Origin of the sequence: Clostridium puniceum (genome assembly GCF_002006345.1) — a bacterium.
GTDB lineage: Bacteria > Bacillota > Clostridia > Clostridiales > Clostridiaceae > Clostridium > Clostridium puniceum.
In genome coordinates, this window is the sequence record NZ_LZZM01000214.1 from 12,404 (window position 1) to 29,780 (window position 17,377).

General features: G+C 27.7%; 13 protein-coding genes. 2 read left to right on the plus strand and 11 right to left on the minus strand.

Annotated elements, in window-relative coordinates; all coding sequences use genetic code 11:
- Positions 1-323: 323 nt before the first annotated feature.
- Complete coding sequence (locus CLPUN_RS22355; protein WP_077849430.1) at positions 324-1,364, minus strand: LacI family DNA-binding transcriptional regulator; 1,041 nt, start codon at positions 1,362-1,364, stop codon at positions 324-326.
- 302 nt (positions 1,365-1,666) lie between these two features.
- Here CLPUN_RS22355 and CLPUN_RS22360 point away from each other — a divergent pair, with 302 nt between their 5' ends.
- Positions 1,667-2,368 (plus strand): DUF624 domain-containing protein, encoded by a 702-nt coding sequence (locus tag CLPUN_RS22360; RefSeq protein WP_077849431.1) that lies wholly within the window; start codon positions 1,667-1,669, stop codon positions 2,366-2,368.
- A gap of 98 nt (positions 2,369-2,466) precedes the next feature.
- Here CLPUN_RS22360 and fucO read toward each other — a convergent pair whose 3' ends face one another.
- The 5 genes from fucO to CLPUN_RS22385 form a co-directional block, all read right to left on the minus strand.
- On the minus strand, positions 2,467-3,618 hold the full coding sequence (fucO, locus tag CLPUN_RS22365; RefSeq protein ID WP_077849432.1) for a lactaldehyde reductase: 1,152 nt from the start codon (positions 3,616-3,618) through the stop codon (positions 2,467-2,469).
- A gap of 222 nt (positions 3,619-3,840) precedes the next feature.
- Positions 3,841-4,659 carry a rhamnulose-1-phosphate aldolase gene (gene rhaD / locus CLPUN_RS22370; RefSeq protein WP_077849433.1) on the minus strand — a complete coding sequence of 273 codons (819 nt, stop codon included), beginning with the start codon at positions 4,657-4,659 and terminating at the stop codon, positions 3,841-3,843.
- Between the two features lie 155 nt (positions 4,660-4,814).
- Positions 4,815-6,071 carry an L-rhamnose isomerase gene (gene rhaA, locus CLPUN_RS22375; protein ID WP_077849434.1) on the minus strand — a complete coding sequence of 419 codons (1,257 nt, stop codon included), beginning with the start codon at positions 6,069-6,071 and terminating at the stop codon, positions 4,815-4,817.
- Between the two features lie 157 nt (positions 6,072-6,228).
- Positions 6,229-7,626, minus strand: coding sequence for a rhamnulokinase (rhaB, locus tag CLPUN_RS22380; protein ID WP_077849435.1), 1,398 nt, complete (start codon positions 7,624-7,626; stop codon positions 6,229-6,231).
- A 393-nt stretch (positions 7,627-8,019) separates the two neighbouring features.
- Positions 8,020-8,973 carry a flavodoxin family protein gene (locus tag CLPUN_RS22385; protein WP_077849436.1) on the minus strand — a complete coding sequence of 318 codons (954 nt, stop codon included), beginning with the start codon at positions 8,971-8,973 and terminating at the stop codon, positions 8,020-8,022.
- A 228-nt stretch (positions 8,974-9,201) separates the two neighbouring features.
- Here CLPUN_RS22385 and CLPUN_RS22390 point away from each other — a divergent pair, with 228 nt between their 5' ends.
- Positions 9,202-10,464 (plus strand): PucR family transcriptional regulator, encoded by a 1,263-nt coding sequence (locus CLPUN_RS22390; RefSeq protein WP_077849437.1) that lies wholly within the window; start codon positions 9,202-9,204, stop codon positions 10,462-10,464.
- Between the two features lie 99 nt (positions 10,465-10,563).
- On the opposite strand, the gene CLPUN_RS22395 is transcribed toward CLPUN_RS22390, so the two are convergent.
- The 5 genes from CLPUN_RS22395 to CLPUN_RS22415 all read right to left on the minus strand — a co-directional run bounded on the left by CLPUN_RS22395 (position 10,564) and on the right by CLPUN_RS22415 (position 17,028).
- Positions 10,564-11,541, minus strand: a complete 978-nt coding sequence (locus tag CLPUN_RS22395; protein ID WP_077849438.1) for an FAD:protein FMN transferase — start codon at positions 11,539-11,541, stop codon at positions 10,564-10,566.
- Positions 11,542-11,744: 203 nt separating this feature from the next.
- On the minus strand, positions 11,745-13,592 hold the full coding sequence (locus CLPUN_RS22400) for a hemoblobin-interacting domain-containing protein (protein WP_077849439.1): 1,848 nt from the start codon (positions 13,590-13,592) through the stop codon (positions 11,745-11,747).
- A 25-nt stretch (positions 13,593-13,617) separates the two neighbouring features.
- Positions 13,618-14,178 carry a hypothetical protein gene (locus tag CLPUN_RS22405; RefSeq protein WP_077849440.1) on the minus strand — a complete coding sequence of 187 codons (561 nt, stop codon included), beginning with the start codon at positions 14,176-14,178 and terminating at the stop codon, positions 13,618-13,620.
- 462 nt (positions 14,179-14,640) lie between these two features.
- Positions 14,641-15,573 carry an alpha/beta hydrolase gene (locus CLPUN_RS22410; protein ID WP_077849441.1) on the minus strand — a complete coding sequence of 311 codons (933 nt, stop codon included), beginning with the start codon at positions 15,571-15,573 and terminating at the stop codon, positions 14,641-14,643.
- Positions 15,574-16,077: 504 nt separating this feature from the next.
- Entirely contained in the window at positions 16,078-17,028 is a 951-nt protein-coding gene (locus tag CLPUN_RS22415; RefSeq protein WP_077849442.1) for an L-lactate dehydrogenase, read from the minus strand.
- Between the last annotated feature and the right edge of the window lie 349 nt (positions 17,029-17,377).

Genomic DNA, 17,377 nt, shown 5'->3' on the forward strand with positions numbered 1-17,377 from the left:
GTTATTATAACGCTCTCATTTATTCTCTGTCAATCTGTTTTTTTGTAAATGTTGCTTTATTTTCCATAATTAATTTTACGAAATATAAAAAAATTTCTATACTTAATCGCAACTGCAAAAATATAAAAATTCTTTTTTATGTATATTAAATTTTATTTCTACTAATTAAATTGTACTTGGATTCATTTAAATTTACTGTACATTCTTAATAATGTAAACAAGTTAATTTTGCAAACTATGAATTTTATTAATCAGAACTTATATATTTAAAATTTTATATTAACTATCCATTCTCAAACATCACTGTTTATAATATTAATTTTTTATTTCTCTTCAATTTCTTTACAGGAATCTCTAATTACAAGTTCAGATTTAATCAATTGCATTCGTGGAGGATCTTTCTTATATATAGCACTTATAGAAACATCTATTAATGTCTCTCCAAGCAGCTTATAATCATATCCTACAGTAGTCAATTTAGGAGTAGCAACTTCTGATACAAAAGTATTATCAAAACTGGCAACAGAAATATCCTTAGGAATTTCTAGTCCATGTTCTCTTATAGAACGCATAATACCAATTGCTGTAAAATCATTAATAGCAATTACAGCTGATGGCAATTTTTTATTAGAATCAAATAATTGATTCATACATTTATACCCGCCTTCAATATCATAACTCTCACATTCAATAATCCAATCTTTATTAAATTCAATTGCATGTCTTGTAAGTAATTGTCGATAGCGTAATTGCTTATCATAGGTAGATTTTACATTTTTTCTTCCACCAAGCAATGCTATTTCCTCATGACCTAATCCTATTACATATTCCATTAAAATTTCCATAGCATACCCTTGATCTATATTCACTTGATAACATTCTGATCCCTCTAATTTCCCTGTAATTATAACTGGAATAGAATCAGCTATCTTATTTACGTGTGCTACATACTCTTCATCTGAAATTAATTCATCGACTCTGCCACCAGTTTGAATAATAGCATCTACTCTTTGTTCAAATAAACCTTCTAAATGGGAGTCTTCTAATTTATTTTCACCTAAGGAATTACATAATAAAACAGTATATCCTCTTGCATTAGCAGCTATTTCACATTCAACAAACAAGGCTGCATAAAAAGGGTTTCGTATATCTGATGATAAAATTCCAATGGTTTTAGATTCTGTATTACTAAGTTTTCTTGCTAGTGCATTGGGTTTAAAATTATATTTATCAATTAAGGCTTGCACTCTTTCCTTCTTTTCTTTGCTAACTCTTGCACTTTTAGTTAATACTCTAGATACAGTAGCTGGCGAAACTCCTGCTTCTTTTGCTATTGCATAAATATTTATACTATCTTTACCCATTATTTATCACCTCCACATATATTTTTTCTAATTCAAATTAATATAATTAACTATACACCTTTTAAATTAATGTTTATTAAAATCATTTTTTCGGTTTCATTATACATGTTTTGCAAATTTGAATCAATTATTTTGAAATATTTTAGGAAGTCAATTTCAATAGTTTGTATATTCTTGAAAATAATACTTTTAGTGAAAATATTCTTATTTTTACTAAAATGCTATTTTATTTTTCTTAATTTAGATGTATACTATTGTAAAAGTTTACTTTGAAATATTATCTATATAATACAGGAGGCATTATGAAAAAAGATTTTTACGATAAATCACTTTATAAAATATCAAATTATATTTTTGGCTTTATTCAAAGTAGTCTTTATTTTGCTATTTGTAATATATTGCTCATATTATTTTTTATTTTCACAACAATTTTTCCAAATCAATTTAATCTATTGATCTTATTTATTTGCCTAATTCCTTTAGGACCTTCTTTAGGTGCTCTATACTCTTCAGTTGGTAAAATAATATATGAAAAAGATATATTTTTTTCATGTCATTTTTGGAATTTCTATAAAGATAATTTTCTTTCCAATTTAAAATTATGGCTAATACAACTGATTATAATTACAGTATTGTTTATTGATTTTCAATATTTTTATTTAAATATGCCAGAAAAGGGAATTCATATGCTCTTTGCTATATTGATAATGATAATCTTATTAGTAAACTTATATTCGTTTCCTATAAACTCTAAATTCGAAATTAGATTTAAAGATTTATTAATCTTATCAACACACTATATGATAAAAAAATTTCCTATAACCATATTAAAGGTTGGTACTATTTTTTTAGCATATTATTTAGCAAATAATGTTTCAATTACATTTTTAATCTTTATTCCTAGTATAATCTGCTTTATATTTTTCTACTATGACAATCATATTTTTTTAGAAATTGAGAATAAATTTAGTTCTTCTAATAAAACTGCTCTAAAATCTCTATAATATATAAATAACTGATTCAAAATAATTTAAATTTTGAATCAGTCATTTTTTATATACAATATTTACTTTGCAAATAAGTTTTATTTTTTATTTAAATTCTAGTAAATCGATTTATATATTTCTAAGATTTCTTCTATACTTGTATCTCTTGGATTACCTGGAGTACATGCATCTGCCATAGCTGATTCTGCAAGTAGCTGTAAATCTTCTTCTTTAACACCAATTTCTTTTAATGTCTTAGGAATTCCAACATCTTCTGAAAGCTTCTTAACGGCTTCAATAGCTGCTTTTCTATATTCTTCTTGAGACATGCTATCTACACCTTGAACTCCCATTACTCTAGCTATTTCCTTATATTTTTCTTCACTAGCTTGTGCATTATATTCCATTACATATGGTAAAATTACTGCATTAGCAATCCCGTGTGGAGTATCATAAAAGGCTCCAAGTGGATGTGCCATTGAATGAACTATTCCAAGACCTACATTGCTAAAGCCCATACCTGCAACATATTGTCCAAGAGCCATGTCTTCTCTTCCTTTTGGTTCATTATTTACAGCACTTCTAAGTGAACGTGAAATAATTTCAATAGCCTTTAAATGAAGAGTATCCGTTAATTCCCAAGCTCCTTTTGTAATATAGCCTTCAATTGCATGAGTTAAAGCATCCATACCTGTAGCTGCTGTTAAGCCTTTTGGCATTGATGACATCATTTCTGAATCAACCACTGCAATTACTGGAATGTCATGTGGATCTACACATACAAATTTACGTTTCTTTTCTTCATCAGTAATTACATAGTTAATTGTTACTTCTGCTGCTGTTCCTGCTGTTGTTGGAACTGCTATTATATCAACACATTTATTTTTAGTTTCTGCTACACCTTCAAGACTTCTTACATCTGAAAATTCAGGATTTTTTACAATTATTCCAATAGCCTTTGCAGTATCAATTGATGAACCTCCACCTATTGCAAGTAAATAATCTGCTCCAGATGTTTTAAATTTTTCTATACCAGCTAAAACTACATTTATAGTTGGATTTGCTTTTACTTCATCAAAAATTTCAAAAGCTAAATTATTTGCTTTTAATAAATCTGTTACTTTAGTCGCAACCTTAAATTTTATTAAATCTTTATCAGTTACAATTAATGCTTTTTTGTAACCTCTTACTTTTGCTTCAATAACAATATTTTCAATTGCTCCTGGTCCTATGTAGCTTGTCTCATTTAAAATCATTCTGTTTGCCATAAATATCAATCTCCTTTGTATTTATAATAATTCATTGTTAAATAATTAACTTTTTTATTTAAAATTTTTTAAATCTAATGATTACCCTCAAGTAATCTCAAGGGTAATTTTAGATTTTTTCCATATTATAATATATTTAATAAGCTTTCTGAGGCTATAGGAGTATACAGAGATAGATTGTTTATACTTAAAATTATTCATTCTAGCCTCAGATTAACTTTATTAAGCTAAATAATCTTCTGAAATACTAACATTAAAGTCTTTTGCTAAATCTCTAAAGTTGTCTGAGGTTATTGTTTGCTTCTTTCCACCTATAGATAATACTTTAACTAATATTTCAGCTGACTTTTCCACTGTATCCATAAGTCCAAAAGTTAAATCTAATGTTTCTCCTGAACAGAAAATTCCATGATGTGCCCAAATTACAACATCGTGACTCTTCATTAACTCACCAGTAGCTTCTGCAATTGCTGCTCCACCTGGAACCATCCAAGGAACTACACCAATTCCACTTGGGAATACTACTGGGCATTCTGTTGCCATTTCCCATAATTCTCTAGTAAATACTGCTCCATCTAATGGTAATACAAATGTTAATGCTATTACATTTGTAGTATGAGAATGCATTATAACTCTATGAGCTCCATTAGTTTGTTCAAATTTTATTGAATGACTCATTAAATGTGAAGGTAATTCACTTGTTGGTTTTGCACCATTTACTAAGCCCCAAACTATTTTGTAGTTTTCACCTGTTTCATCAATTTTAACTATTCCTGCATTTTCTTCTAAACAAACTGTCATATTTCTTATGAATTTTCCACTTCCAGTTACTAAGAAATATTCATTAGCTAAGTTTTTAACAGTTACACCAATTGGAGTATATGCTGTGTCTTCATTTATAAAGCCTTTAACTGCTACTACTTCATTTTCTGTTAATCTGTAAGTTATATTTCCACCATTTCTTTCATGCCAGCCTTTAAGCCATGAATCCTCAGTAATTTTCTTAAAGTTTTGTATAAATTTCATATCTTCTAAAGCCATTTTTAATCTCCTACCTTCTTTTTAATTTCTATACATAATTAATCTGCTAAATTATAATTATAGAGGATATACCTTCTCAATACGGAAATGTATTTTGAAGGTATGTAATTATTTTTTAATTTTAGTTTCTTATTAAGATTATAGTATTTAAATTATTAATTTCTCTTTGATAATTCAGTTGCTTCGTATTCTTTAAGTTCTTTAAGCCAGCTTTCACCAACAGGCACATTATTCTTTTCACAGTAGTAATTCCAAATATCTCCCATTGGATAAGTTTTGAATTCTTCCATTAAAGCTAATCTTTCTGTGAAGTTTCCATTGTCTTGTAATTCTTTTAATACATCATTTGGTGTTAACATTGCACTTAATAATGCTTTTATCATATTTCTTGTTCCAATTGTCCATGCTGCAATTCTGTTTATGCTTGCATCAAAGAAATCTAATCCAATTATTACTCTGTCCACTGCATTATTTCTTACAATTTCTTTAGCTATTTCTTTAAGTTCATCATCTAAAACTATAACGTGGTCTGAATCCCATCTTACAGGTCTACTTACATGAAGCGCAACTTTTTCATTAAATAATAACATTGCTGAAAGCTTATCTGAAACAACTTCTGTTGGATGGTAATGTCCTGTATCCATTAATGACATTATGTTGTTTTTAGCTGCATAACTTAAATAGAATTCATTAGAACCTACAGTATATGCTTCTGCACCTATACCAAATACTTTTGATTCAACACAGTCAAGGTTGTATTTTTTATCAATTTCCACTTTAAAGATTTCATCTAAAGATTCTTTAAGCCTTCTTCTTGGTCCTAGTCTATCACTTGGAATATCTTTATAACCATCTGGAATCCAAATGTTAGTTAAACAAGTTTGACCAAGTTCCTTACCAAAATATTCTCCAATTTTCCTTGAAGCAATTGCATGCTTAATCCAGAAATCTCTTATTTCTTTATTAGGATGAGAAAGTGTTAATCCTTCTGAAGACTTTGGATGTGAGAATATTGTTGGATTGAAATCTAATCCTAAACCATTTTCCTTTGCCCATTTAACCCAATTTGCAAAATGTTCTGGTTTTATTTCATCTCTATCTACAACTTCACCATTAGTTTCTAAGTAAATTGCATGAAGATTAACTTTATGCTTTCCTGGAATTAAACTTAATGCTTTATCTAAGTCTTGTCTTAATTCATCAGCATTTCTAGCTGCACCTGGATAATTACCGTTACATTGAATTCCTCCAGATAACTCATTTTGAGCTACTTCAAAACCCTTTACGTCATCACCTTGCCAACAATGAATTGAAACTTTAACTTTATTAAGTTCTTCTAAAACCTTGTCTACATCTATTCCCCATTTTTCATATTCTTTTTTAGCCACTTCATATTTTTCTTTAATATTCATTTTTTATCCTCCCTTTAATTTAGTTAAGATTCAACAATTTTCTTTTTTGTTTGGTTAATAATTTTATTAGTTTTTAACATTTTTCATTTAATATGAAAATTTATATATTATTAAGATTATGAATCTTTTAATTCGAGGGCCTTTTTAACCCAAAAACTTACTTAAATACTTTAATATCAAAAGATTCTTTAATAGCTTGTCTCGCTTCACCTAAGTCTTTAAATTCATTTTTACTTATAAGCTGAGCAACAATATTTCCTATTGCTGTAGCTTCAACTGGTCCTGCAAGAACTTCTTTTCCTGTAATCTTTGCAACTAATTCATTTAACAGATTATTTTGGCAGCCTCCGCCAAAAATATTTATTCTCTTAAATTCTTTTTCAAAGATTTCTTCTAAATTAGCTACAGCTTTTTTATAGCAATGCGCTAAACTATTAAATACACATAAAGCTATTTCTCCAACTTCTTGTGGAACTTTTTGATTTGTTTCAATACAATATGCTTTTATTTCTTCAATCATATTATCTGGCTTTAAAAATCTATCATGATCAATATCTACTATTGAAGAAAAATCCATGCTTTCTCTGGCTAAATCAACCAATTCTGCAAACGAATATTTATTATCAAGATTTCTTTTAACTTCCTGAATAACCCATAAGCCCATGATATTTTTTAGGAATCTATATCTATAATCGATTCCCCCTTCATTTGTGAAATTATAATCCATTGCTTGAGGTACACAAATCGGGAATATATTTTCTACTCCAATTAATGACCAAGTTCCTGAGCTTAAATAAATACTATCACTATCATTACATATAGATGATATAAACGCTGAACCAGTATCATGAGTTGCAGGAAGTATCACTTCCATATCAAAGCCAAATTCCTCTACTAATTCTTCTGTCAAGTTACCAAGACTTGTTTTAGGTAATTTTATTTCTTGAAAAATATCTTTCTTAATTCCTAAATCATCTAACATCTTTGTATCCCAGGTCCTATCAAAAGAATTAACTAATTGTGTTGATGATGCATTAGTATATTCATTTGCCTTTTTTCCTGTAAGTAAGAAATTTAAATAATCAGGAATCATTAAAAATGCTTTTGCTTTTTCTAATATTTCAGGATTATTTTTCTTTATAGAAAGTAATTGATACACTGTATTAAATCTTTGAAATTGTATTCCTGTGTATAAATACATCATATCCTTTGGAACAACCTTAAATGCTTCTTCCATAATACCTTCTGTTCTATCATCTCTATAAGAAACTGCATTTCCTAAAATTTTATCCTTTTCATCTAACAAGACAAAATCAACTGCCCAAGTATCTATTCCTATACTTGTAGGAATTTTGCCTATTTCTTTGCACTTTTTAATTCCTGCTTTTATATCCTTAAATAATTGTTCAATATTCCAACAATATTCATTTCCTATTTTACTAATTCCATTTTCAAATCTATAAATCTCTTCTAAATTTATCTTTCCATTTTCTATTGAACCTAATATATGTCTACCACTAGATGCACCAATATCAATAGCTAAATAGTAATTCATATCTTTCCTCCTGTTCTTTTTATATTCACACTATAGTTAAATTATATTGTATAAAGAAATCGTTTTTAATATCGAGGTTTGTTTAAATTATTATCCTTATTTGCAATTTTAAAATATTGATGTTGTTACAATCACATAATTATTTCCTTTAAAGCAAGACATTCTTTGCTTATTAAATATATTTAATAAAAGATAAGGAAATTACCCAAAATAAATACATTTATATTTTTAAAATATTAAATACACTCATTAAAAAACAATAGTAAAGCAGCAGATAACTTTATTTTCACAAAATCATCTGCTGCTTTGAGTCGTATAAATATATTTTAACTAATATACATAATTAGCATGGAAGTATGCTATTTTTAATAGGATAATTTAATAACTATAATGTTATCTATTAATTTCAATTGTAGGGAATTTTAATTCCTTATACTTAGCAAACTTTTCTTTAACAGTAGCTAAGTTTTCTTCTGTATAGAAGCCACCTTGTGTATGCATAATTTCTGTTAGATGATGTTCTCTTCCTTCAACACTTGTACGATCACGGCTTAATCCATCTTCTTGAATAATAAATTTCCATTTACCTTCTTCTGTCTTTTCTAAATTTCCACCTGCACCACAAACTTGACATTCAACTGGGAAATGTAGTTCATCCCATTGCGCTTCTCCTAAAACTAATGCATTTGAATGACAATGTGGGCACCATCCCATACCTTCATCACCAAGCCAGTCTCTTTCTGCTACTGGTGTATTTAAAGATTTCATTATGTTTTCACCCATTTTACGAGCACGTTCAATCATATCATCATATAATAAACATTGTTTTGGTGCTGGTACTCTTGTTGCTAAATACATATCTACTACTTTAAAATCATTCGTAAAACATGTAGCTTGCATACTTTCTAAAGCCATCGACTGCCATGAACGAGTAGATCCTCCAACTGCAATTAATCCCGCAACTCTATCTCTATGTTCAATTGCTCCAATTGATTCTAAAAATGCTGATTCATATGCTAGATTTCTATGCATAAATTTTGAAAACGTTGCTGTAGGCATTAAATCATATGTTGGTGCTGATGAAATTATTGCATCCACGTTTAACATAACCTCCATAATTGCTTCCTTATCATCTTTTTTACTTAATGTACATCCAACATTTTTTCCATTACTCATACCATGCGTACAAGCTGTACATCCAGAACACTCTTCGATGTTATAATCTCTTAAATTGATCATTTTAACTTCTGCGCCTTGTTCTTGACATGCAAGTAATGCTTCCTTTAATAAAATTTCAGAATTTGAATCTTTTCTTCCTGCTGTAATACCTAATACTGTAAAAGCCATTATTAATCTCTCCTCTTTAATTGAATATTTTTTCATAAATATTTACACACTAATATCTTCTTATATCTTTAAAGTAAAATAATAAATTTATCTTACAAAATTAAGCCATTTGTTATAATATTAACATGTAGCCAAAATACTCTTCATCAAAAATAAGTCTTAAAATAACAGATTAAATCACATTATATTTAGACTTTTTTCTAATTTGAATAAAGCAAGGAGAAATTTATGCAAAAGAAATATGATTTATATAAGAAAAAATATGAAATTTATGATAGTTTATTTTCTGAAAATAACATGGATGGAATTTTGAGTATTGCTGAAAACTCCTTGAATAATCCTATTTTTATTTTAGATACCAGCTATCACATTATAACTCGTTCTGCCCTTGCAAAAGCTGAAAATTCAAGCATAGAAACCCATAATGGAGAAAATTATCTTTTATTCGATACTATTGGTTTAATGAAAAAAAATAAGTGTATAGACACTATTTATAATACTGATAATTCTTTTTTTCACTATTCAGATCAAAATTTAATCTTTTGCTCAATTAGAGTTAATAATGTTTCTGTTGGATATATTGGAGTTTTACAGAGCAAGCGTGAGTTTAAAGAAGAAGATTTAGAATTGACAAATGTATTATCTAAAGTGCTTTCTATACAGCTTCCAAAAGAAAATCTATTTTTAAGTAATTCTGGCTTAGATGAAGAATATTATTTAATAGATTTATTAATAAATAATATTGACAATATTAACTATATAAAAAATAGATTACTATATATTAATTTTACTTTAAATAAGAATTTAATTTTACTTTCAATTCCTTTTAAACAAAAATATAAAGATTATAGACATAACTTTGGCTTAAAAGAATTAATTAAAAGACTAAAAAATATATTTGGAAACTGTATTTTCACCTATTATAAAGAAATGATTGTTTTTCTTATTAGCAATGATAATACTGATGTTATCAATGCTTCAATAAAAGAAAAGCTATTAGAATTTTTAAAATTAAATAATTTAAAATGTGGAACTAGTATTGTTTTTAACAATTTATTAGATATAAAAGATTTTTTCTATCAATCTATTTATGCTTTAGATTTATCTTCACATGTAAAAATTGATAGCAATCTAATTTACTTCGAAGATTATATGGAATATTATCTCTTCCATATATGTCAGAATACAAATAATGATTTACATAAAATAAATTTATCAACTTTGGTTCACCCTTGGATTAATAATCTTAATAAATTTGATAATGAAAATAATACAGAATTATTTTTAACCTTAAAAACTTATTTTGAAAATAACAGAAATGCCAATGATGCTTCAAGTAAATTAAAAATTCATAGAAGTACCTTCTTTTATCGATTTCATAAAATTCAAAGTTTACTTGGCATATCATTAGATAATAGCAATAATTTATTTAAGTTAGAATTATCTTTTAAAATTTCAAACTATATCAAGTTAATGAATAATAATATCTAATATTTCATAATCAATGCTAATTATTTTTATAAGTTTATCCCATATTCTTTTAGCTTCTCTACTTACTAACTAAAAGAATATGGGAGCTGCAAGTAAAACCTAAATATAAGAAAAATCTGGACTAGTTAATTTAAATTTATCTTTAATGCCTGATGTAATATAAACTTTTTTATCTTTCGTTATAAATATTGCTTCAACTTTTGCTATAGTGTTTATTAATTTAATCCCTTCTTCAGCACCCATAATATAGACTCCTGTAGATAAACCATCACCTACTATAGATTTATCTGATATTATAGTAGCACTTACTACATTGGTTTCTGTTGGATATCCATTTTTTGCATCTATTATATGCTGAAATTTTTTTCCATGAATTTCTGAATATCTTTCATAGTTTCCTGAAGTAACTACTGACTTATTTGATACACTTACTACGCCAACACATTGTCCTCTTATATCAAAAGGATTTTGAATTCCTATATTCCAATTTTCGTTGTTAAGTTTCTTTTTAAAAGCAAATACATTCCCGCCAAGATTAATAAGCCCACTTTGAATATGATATTCTTTTAGAATTTTTACTACTTCATCAGCTGCATATCCCTTAGCTATTCCTCCAACATCAAGTTTTTGTCCCTCTTTCTTTAGCATAATTTCACTTTTTTCTTCATTTACAAATATATCTTTATAGTTAACTAATTTAAGTTTTTCTTGAATTTCACTTTCACTTGGAATTCTAAAATTTTCTTTTCCAATATTCCAAAGATTCACTAGTGGTCTAATTGTTGGATCAAAATTTCCTTCTGATAATTTACTATACTCCAAGGCTTTTTTTATTACAAAGTAAGTATCTGAAGTCACTTTCTCATAAGCTTTACCAGCACTTTTATTTAGTTTTGAAATTTCACTGTAATTTTTAAATGCCGACATTTTATCATCTATTTCATTAAGTCTTTCTTGTGCTCTGTTCAATGCTGCTTTACTCATGTGTCCATATGCTGTTAATTGTATTATTGTCCCAAGGCAGTAAAATTGTTTTATTTCTTCATGAAATTTATCATACAGGTTCTCTTCTGCCATACTATCACTTCCTTTACCTATTTAAATTTTATCACTAGAGAGAAATTAATACTAATGGCTATGGGATATTTAATCACATAGCCATTTATTTTTGTATATAATTCTAATTGATATAATTTCAATGCTCTTAAGATCATGATTACTTTCAAATCGAAAAATATATTTATTATCAGAAAAATCAAAAGAAGTTTTTTAATTTAATCTTATTTTTTTTGTGTATCTTGATTAATTTCTGTATTTGAGCTTTCCTCTGAACTTCTTTGTGTTTGAGCACTTTTCTCTGTATTTGAGTATATTGTAAAATCAAGTCTTGCATCATTATAGCCATCTGCACTTATAATTATAGTTTTAGTCCCTTCTTCTTTAAACAATGCTTTATTTAAAACTAATTTATCTCCACTAACTTTATACGTATTGTCTTGTCCAGTTTGATTATATTCATATAATTTTTCACCATTCATTTTAATATTTACACCATAACTATCATTAGGTAACCCTTTAATTACAACATCATCTCCAACATAATATTTACTCTTTTCTAAGTAAGGATTTAAGCTCTTATTTGTACTTACTTTTACTTTAACTGTCTTATATCCATCAGCTATAATAGTAACTTCATTATCACCTAATGAAAATCTTTGTGAAATATTTTTTAATTCTATGCTACTTTCTGTCAAGGTGTATTCATAGGGATATAATTCAGTACTGTTTACTTTTATATTTCTAATTGCTGCTGTCCATTTAGGGTCTTTTTCGAATTCTAATCTAACTCCCTTATTCCAATCTACAGAAATAACTTTAGGTATTGGAGCTTGCATAGCTAGTAATTCTCCTAGATCATAGACATCTCCAAGCTTTCCATCTTCAAGTACATATTTTACTTCAAAAGTATCTAAATTATGCTTTTTCCCATTATTTTTAATATAATTTTCGAAATTTAAAGTTTTTCCACTAACTTTAGCTTCTGAAACCTTATTTACATAATCCTCCCAATCATATAAATCCTTAGAGCCCTCAAGCCTTGCTGATTCTTTCCTTACAGAATTCCACCATTCAAGTGTTTCTTTAGATTCTTTTGTTTCAAGCCCTTGATCCTTGAGAATAGAAGCATTGGCAACTTGATCAAATTTGAATACTAAGAACGTTGCTATCCCACCTGCTGTAGCAGATGATACTGCATCAACTTTACTCAAATTATTATAATTTTTTAATATTGGTTGTTCATTAACCTCTACACTTTCAACAACTTTTTTAGTTGCAGTTGATACTGTATCTACACTTGTAGCTCCTTCACCTTCTGCTATAAATTTAATATATGAATCTTCATATCCATGCATCTTTACCACTAATTCATGTTGTCCAATATTTTTAATTACATTAGCTTCAATGGAAATCAGATAATTTATAACACTAAAATCATCTTTATTTAAACTTTTTCCATCAAGTAAAACATCATAAACTGGATTATTAAATGCATAAGAAAAAGTATTAGTATCAAGCTGAAAATAAGCTTTACTATTAATTTTCACTGGATAATAATCTCCTTTAATTGATAGCTTCGGAGCTGGTTTAGTAATTTCAAGATTTAAATTTACATCATCATATCCTTCTGCAAAAATCTTAACTTTATATAGTCCATTAAGTTCAATACCTTTTGTCTTTAATATTAATTTATCCAATTTTTTTTCATATCCAATTTCCTCTCCAATTACTGATAAACTATCAGAATTCAATACGGTTATTTTTGAAATAGCAGAAACCCATTTTAAATAATTTTTATCTTTCTCATCAAATGGAAGTTCAGCATCTGAATGAAATTGAGCTTTTATAACACTTAAATTTTTATCTGACTCATTTGATTCACTATTAACTGAAAAAGTTGTATCTTTAGGAAAATATCTTATTTTTCCATTCTCATCATATTCTGTCTTATAATAATCCCAAGCTGGCATAGCTGTTCTTGTAAAAACTTCATAAGGAGCTGCAAACGCAGCATTTGAAGAAATGCATAAAATAGTTGTAATTAATAATACTAGTTTTTTAACTTTCATCTAATTACCTCTTTCTCTATAGATTTTACTTTATTATATATGTTGATTTTTTTCCTGTAGACTTTTGTTTTAATAGTAATTCTTTTTCTCCACCCTGCAACTCATACTTAACTACATTTCCTTCTGTTGAAACTTTCGTAAATGAATCAGTAACCTCACTCTCATCTATATAATATATATAATCATCAATTATTCCCTCTGCAAATACTATTGAAATATATTTTAGAGGCCCAACAGAAGTAGTACGTATACTTTTTACAAAACTTGGTTCTTGAGCAAGTTCACTTTCACCATTATCTTTATTTTCATTGCTTATATTCCCATTAGTATTGTTTAAACTATTATTATTGTTATCACTCGTATTTTCGTTAGTCTTTCCGCTATTACTACTTCTAGATTTGCTTTCCTCTGATAAATTGCTATCTAACACACTGTTTTCAGCTATTGTTTTTTGTAACAAAGTTGTGCTTTCTATATCCGAAGAGTTATTCCAATATGCTGCTGATACTGATATTGGAGATAATGTAATCATTGTAGTAACTATTGTAGTTGCTGCTATTATATTTTTTAACATAAATTTTTTCATTTATTTCCCTCCTATTATTTAAATATTTCTAATTATTCTTAACGAGACTAAAGATCTAGAATTGTAATAAAGTTTTACCATATTAAAAAGTATATATTGTATTTTATGGTTATAAATGGGTGAAAGCATCTTCATTATATCACTGGCGATATTGATAGTCAATGTCAATTGTTAAAAAATAAAAAGGATATGTATCTAAATTCGTCTTATTAAGCTTTAAAAGAATTTTTCATTCTAAATTATCGAAACTAGTTAATTTAGAATGCATCCATGAATTTTAATGTCTTTAAAAGAGGTGTCTTAAAATGATTTGCCAACCATTTTAAGACACCTCTTTTAAATATTTTAAATATAATGTTTGTTCTTTTATCTTAATTTCTTTATATAGTGTATATTCTTGTAGAATTTCTATTATTTTCACATTTATCAGTATATATTCCTGTCCATGTTTATTGAAAGCTTTTAATCTAATACATAACTTAACTTAACATCTTGGAACTCATACTTTTTAAGCCAAGCTAAAGCCATATCAAACCACACTTCTGCATTTTTATTGACATGTACAGGTTCATTTGCTGTCACTTCATTACAAAGTGCTAATCCATGTCCACCGTTTTCAAATATATGAAGTTCATATGGAATTTCTTTTTTAGATAATTCTGTTGCAAAATTCAAGGAGTTTCTTACACTTACTAACCCATCGCTGGCTGTATGCCACATAAAGGTTGGTGGTGTATTATCTGATACATAATTTACCGGACTCAGCTTTTTTAGATACTCTTGTGATGGATTTGGTTCACCGAAAATAGCCTTATTAGAGATCTCCCAAAATTCATTTAAAGATTTATCATTCTTTTCTAACTTTAATGCTTCCATTAAGCTATAATCTAATACCGGATATCCTAATATAAGTCCATTGGGCCTAAATAATTCATTTTCTACTTTAAATTTTTCTTTTAATAAATTATCATTCCAATGTACGCCTAGACTTGCTGCTAAATGTCCTCCTGCTGAGAATCCACAAACAAAAATCTTATTAGTATCAACTGACCAATCATCTGCATTTTTTCTGACTGTTAATATGGCTTTACCTAAATCAAATAAAGGTTGTGGATATATAGAATCTTCATTTCCCCTTGGAAAATTATTGAAATCTATGTTTTGCTTATTAAAATGTGTGGTATATCTAAGTACAAAAGTATTATATCCCTCTCCAGCAAATTTAATTGCTATTGGTTCTGCTTCCCTATCTGATGTCATTAAGAAGCCTCCACCTGGACATATAATTACTGTAGGACGTCTTTTAATTTTTATTTCTTGCGAATTATCCAATATATATGAGGTTAACGTAACCTCATTATTATTTTCCCATAGTTTAATTTTGTTTATTCTCATTGAAATACCCTCTTTCTAATAAATATCTAATGTAATTATATCACTATTTCATCAACTACTACATTTATCTATGTCCAATTATTTCAAAAAAATATATATTCTAGTCTTTCCATCTTTCAAACTTCATGTAGAAAGCACATATGATGATTGAGACAAAAATTATCAATGGAGGTGCAAAACCAATTTTATACCAAGTTAAAATTGATAATTTACTTAAATAAAAAGAAACTGGAATCCGTATAATACCTCTGTTAATGTAACATGTCCTTCAATAATATAAAATAATTAAAAACGCTAGATAAGATAGCTGCTTTTCCCCAGCCATCTTATCCAGCATAAACAATATATACCCTCCGATAAAAAAGATATCATAACAATTGTTGTTATTTTTTCAACTGCTAAGAAGAGTTAAAAATTATCCAAACAAACTACATTATAATATTAACTTTTATCATTCTAAACTCCATTTCTAAATTATCTAATATATTACTTAAATGAAAACTTTTATAATTTAAGTTTTTCATTATATTGTTTTATAATCTCAATAGATTTTTTTAGTTCCATCATTTCATTGTTAGCCAAATGATATTCAACTAACTCTTTTACACCTTTATTATTTAAAACTGCTGGTACTCCTACATATACACCATTTTCACCATATTCTCCATTAAGCATTGCAGACACAGGAATAACTTTGTTTTCATCAAACAATACTGCTTTAATAATTTGAACTGTGGTTGCAGCAATTCCAAAAGTAGTGGCACCTTTCGCATTGATAATACGATATGCTATCATTTTTATATCTTCGTCAACAGAGTTAATGTTGAATTCTTTCAATCTTGCCTTATTATCATTAATTATATCTAAAAATTTCTTACCACCTACTGTAATTTGACTCCAGGGTATTATTTGAGAATCTCCATGCTCTCCCATACATAAGGCATTAACACTTTGAGGATCAACATTCATAATATCTGCTAAATGATATTTCAAACGTGCTGAATCTAAAGCTGTACCTGTACCTATAACTTTGTTAGCTGGTAAACCAGACAATTTATGTACATAATATGCCATAACATCTACAGGATTTGTTATTACAACAATAATTCCTGAAAAACAACTTGCCATAATAGGTGGTACAATACTTTTCATTATAACTGATGCTTTTTCCATCATGTCTAATCTAGTCTGTCCTGTAATATACGGCAATGCTGCTGCAATTACAACTAAATCAGCATCTGCGCAATCTGCATATTCACCATCTTTTATATTCATCTTGCTTCCACTATATCCAAGAGAATGCTGAAGGTCTGTTGCTTCTGCCCATGATTTTTCCTTATTTATATCAATTAATATTAAATCATCACAAACATGATTCATAACTATATCAAAGGCTACAGCAGCTCCAACAGCTCCTGTGCCTACAACTACCACTTTACTTCTACCAATTGCCATATATATCATCCTTACTAATTTATTTATAAACATTATATTTCTTTATACTTTAAAATATTTTGAAACTTCACTCAATTATGGTACTCTAAAATATAAATTAAATTTTTCTTTAATTTATTATATATAAGTTCTAATTAATAAAATTCATAGCTTGGCAAAACAGCTTTATATTATTCGATGAGTTTGCACAAAATAAATCTAGATTTATTTTGTGAGGTGATTTAAATGGTTATTATAAAAGATAATCAAAATGCAATATTAGAACTAGAATCAGCAATGAAAAAGACTAAAAATGTACGAATGTATAAACGATATTCTGTTGTTTTAAAGCACTTTCAAGGTTTTAAAC

What these genes read in the sequence shown, in the direction of transcription:
- CLPUN_RS22410 (WP_077849441.1), bottom strand. Translation starts at nt 15,573, where the DNA reads ATGAGAATAAACAAAATTAAACTATGGGAAAATAATAATGAGGTTACG.
- rhaA (WP_077849434.1), bottom strand. Translation starts at nt 6,071, where the DNA reads ATGAATATTAAAGAAAAATATGAAGTGGCTAAAAAAGAATATGAAAAA.
- CLPUN_RS22415 (WP_077849442.1), bottom strand. Translation starts at nt 17,028, where the DNA reads ATGGCAATTGGTAGAAGTAAAGTGGTAGTTGTAGGCACAGGAGCTGTT.
- CLPUN_RS22360 (WP_077849431.1), top strand. Translation starts at nt 1,667, where the DNA reads ATGAAAAAAGATTTTTACGATAAATCACTTTATAAAATATCAAATTAT.
- CLPUN_RS22390 (WP_077849437.1), top strand. Translation starts at nt 9,202, where the DNA reads ATGCAAAAGAAATATGATTTATATAAGAAAAAATATGAAATTTATGAT.
- CLPUN_RS22405 (WP_077849440.1), bottom strand. Translation starts at nt 14,178, where the DNA reads ATGAAAAAATTTATGTTAAAAAATATAATAGCAGCAACTACAATAGTT.
- rhaD (WP_077849433.1), bottom strand. Translation starts at nt 4,659, where the DNA reads ATGGCTTTAGAAGATATGAAATTTATACAAAACTTTAAGAAAATTACT.
- CLPUN_RS22385 (WP_077849436.1), bottom strand. Translation starts at nt 8,973, where the DNA reads ATGGCTTTTACAGTATTAGGTATTACAGCAGGAAGAAAAGATTCAAAT.
- CLPUN_RS22400 (WP_077849439.1), bottom strand. Translation starts at nt 13,592, where the DNA reads ATGAAAGTTAAAAAACTAGTATTATTAATTACAACTATTTTATGCATT.
- CLPUN_RS22395 (WP_077849438.1), bottom strand. Translation starts at nt 11,541, where the DNA reads ATGGCAGAAGAGAACCTGTATGATAAATTTCATGAAGAAATAAAACAA.
- fucO (WP_077849432.1), bottom strand. Translation starts at nt 3,618, where the DNA reads ATGGCAAACAGAATGATTTTAAATGAGACAAGCTACATAGGACCAGGA.
- rhaB (WP_077849435.1), bottom strand. Translation starts at nt 7,626, where the DNA reads ATGAATTACTATTTAGCTATTGATATTGGTGCATCTAGTGGTAGACAT.
- CLPUN_RS22355 (WP_077849430.1), bottom strand. Translation starts at nt 1,364, where the DNA reads ATGGGTAAAGATAGTATAAATATTTATGCAATAGCAAAAGAAGCAGGA.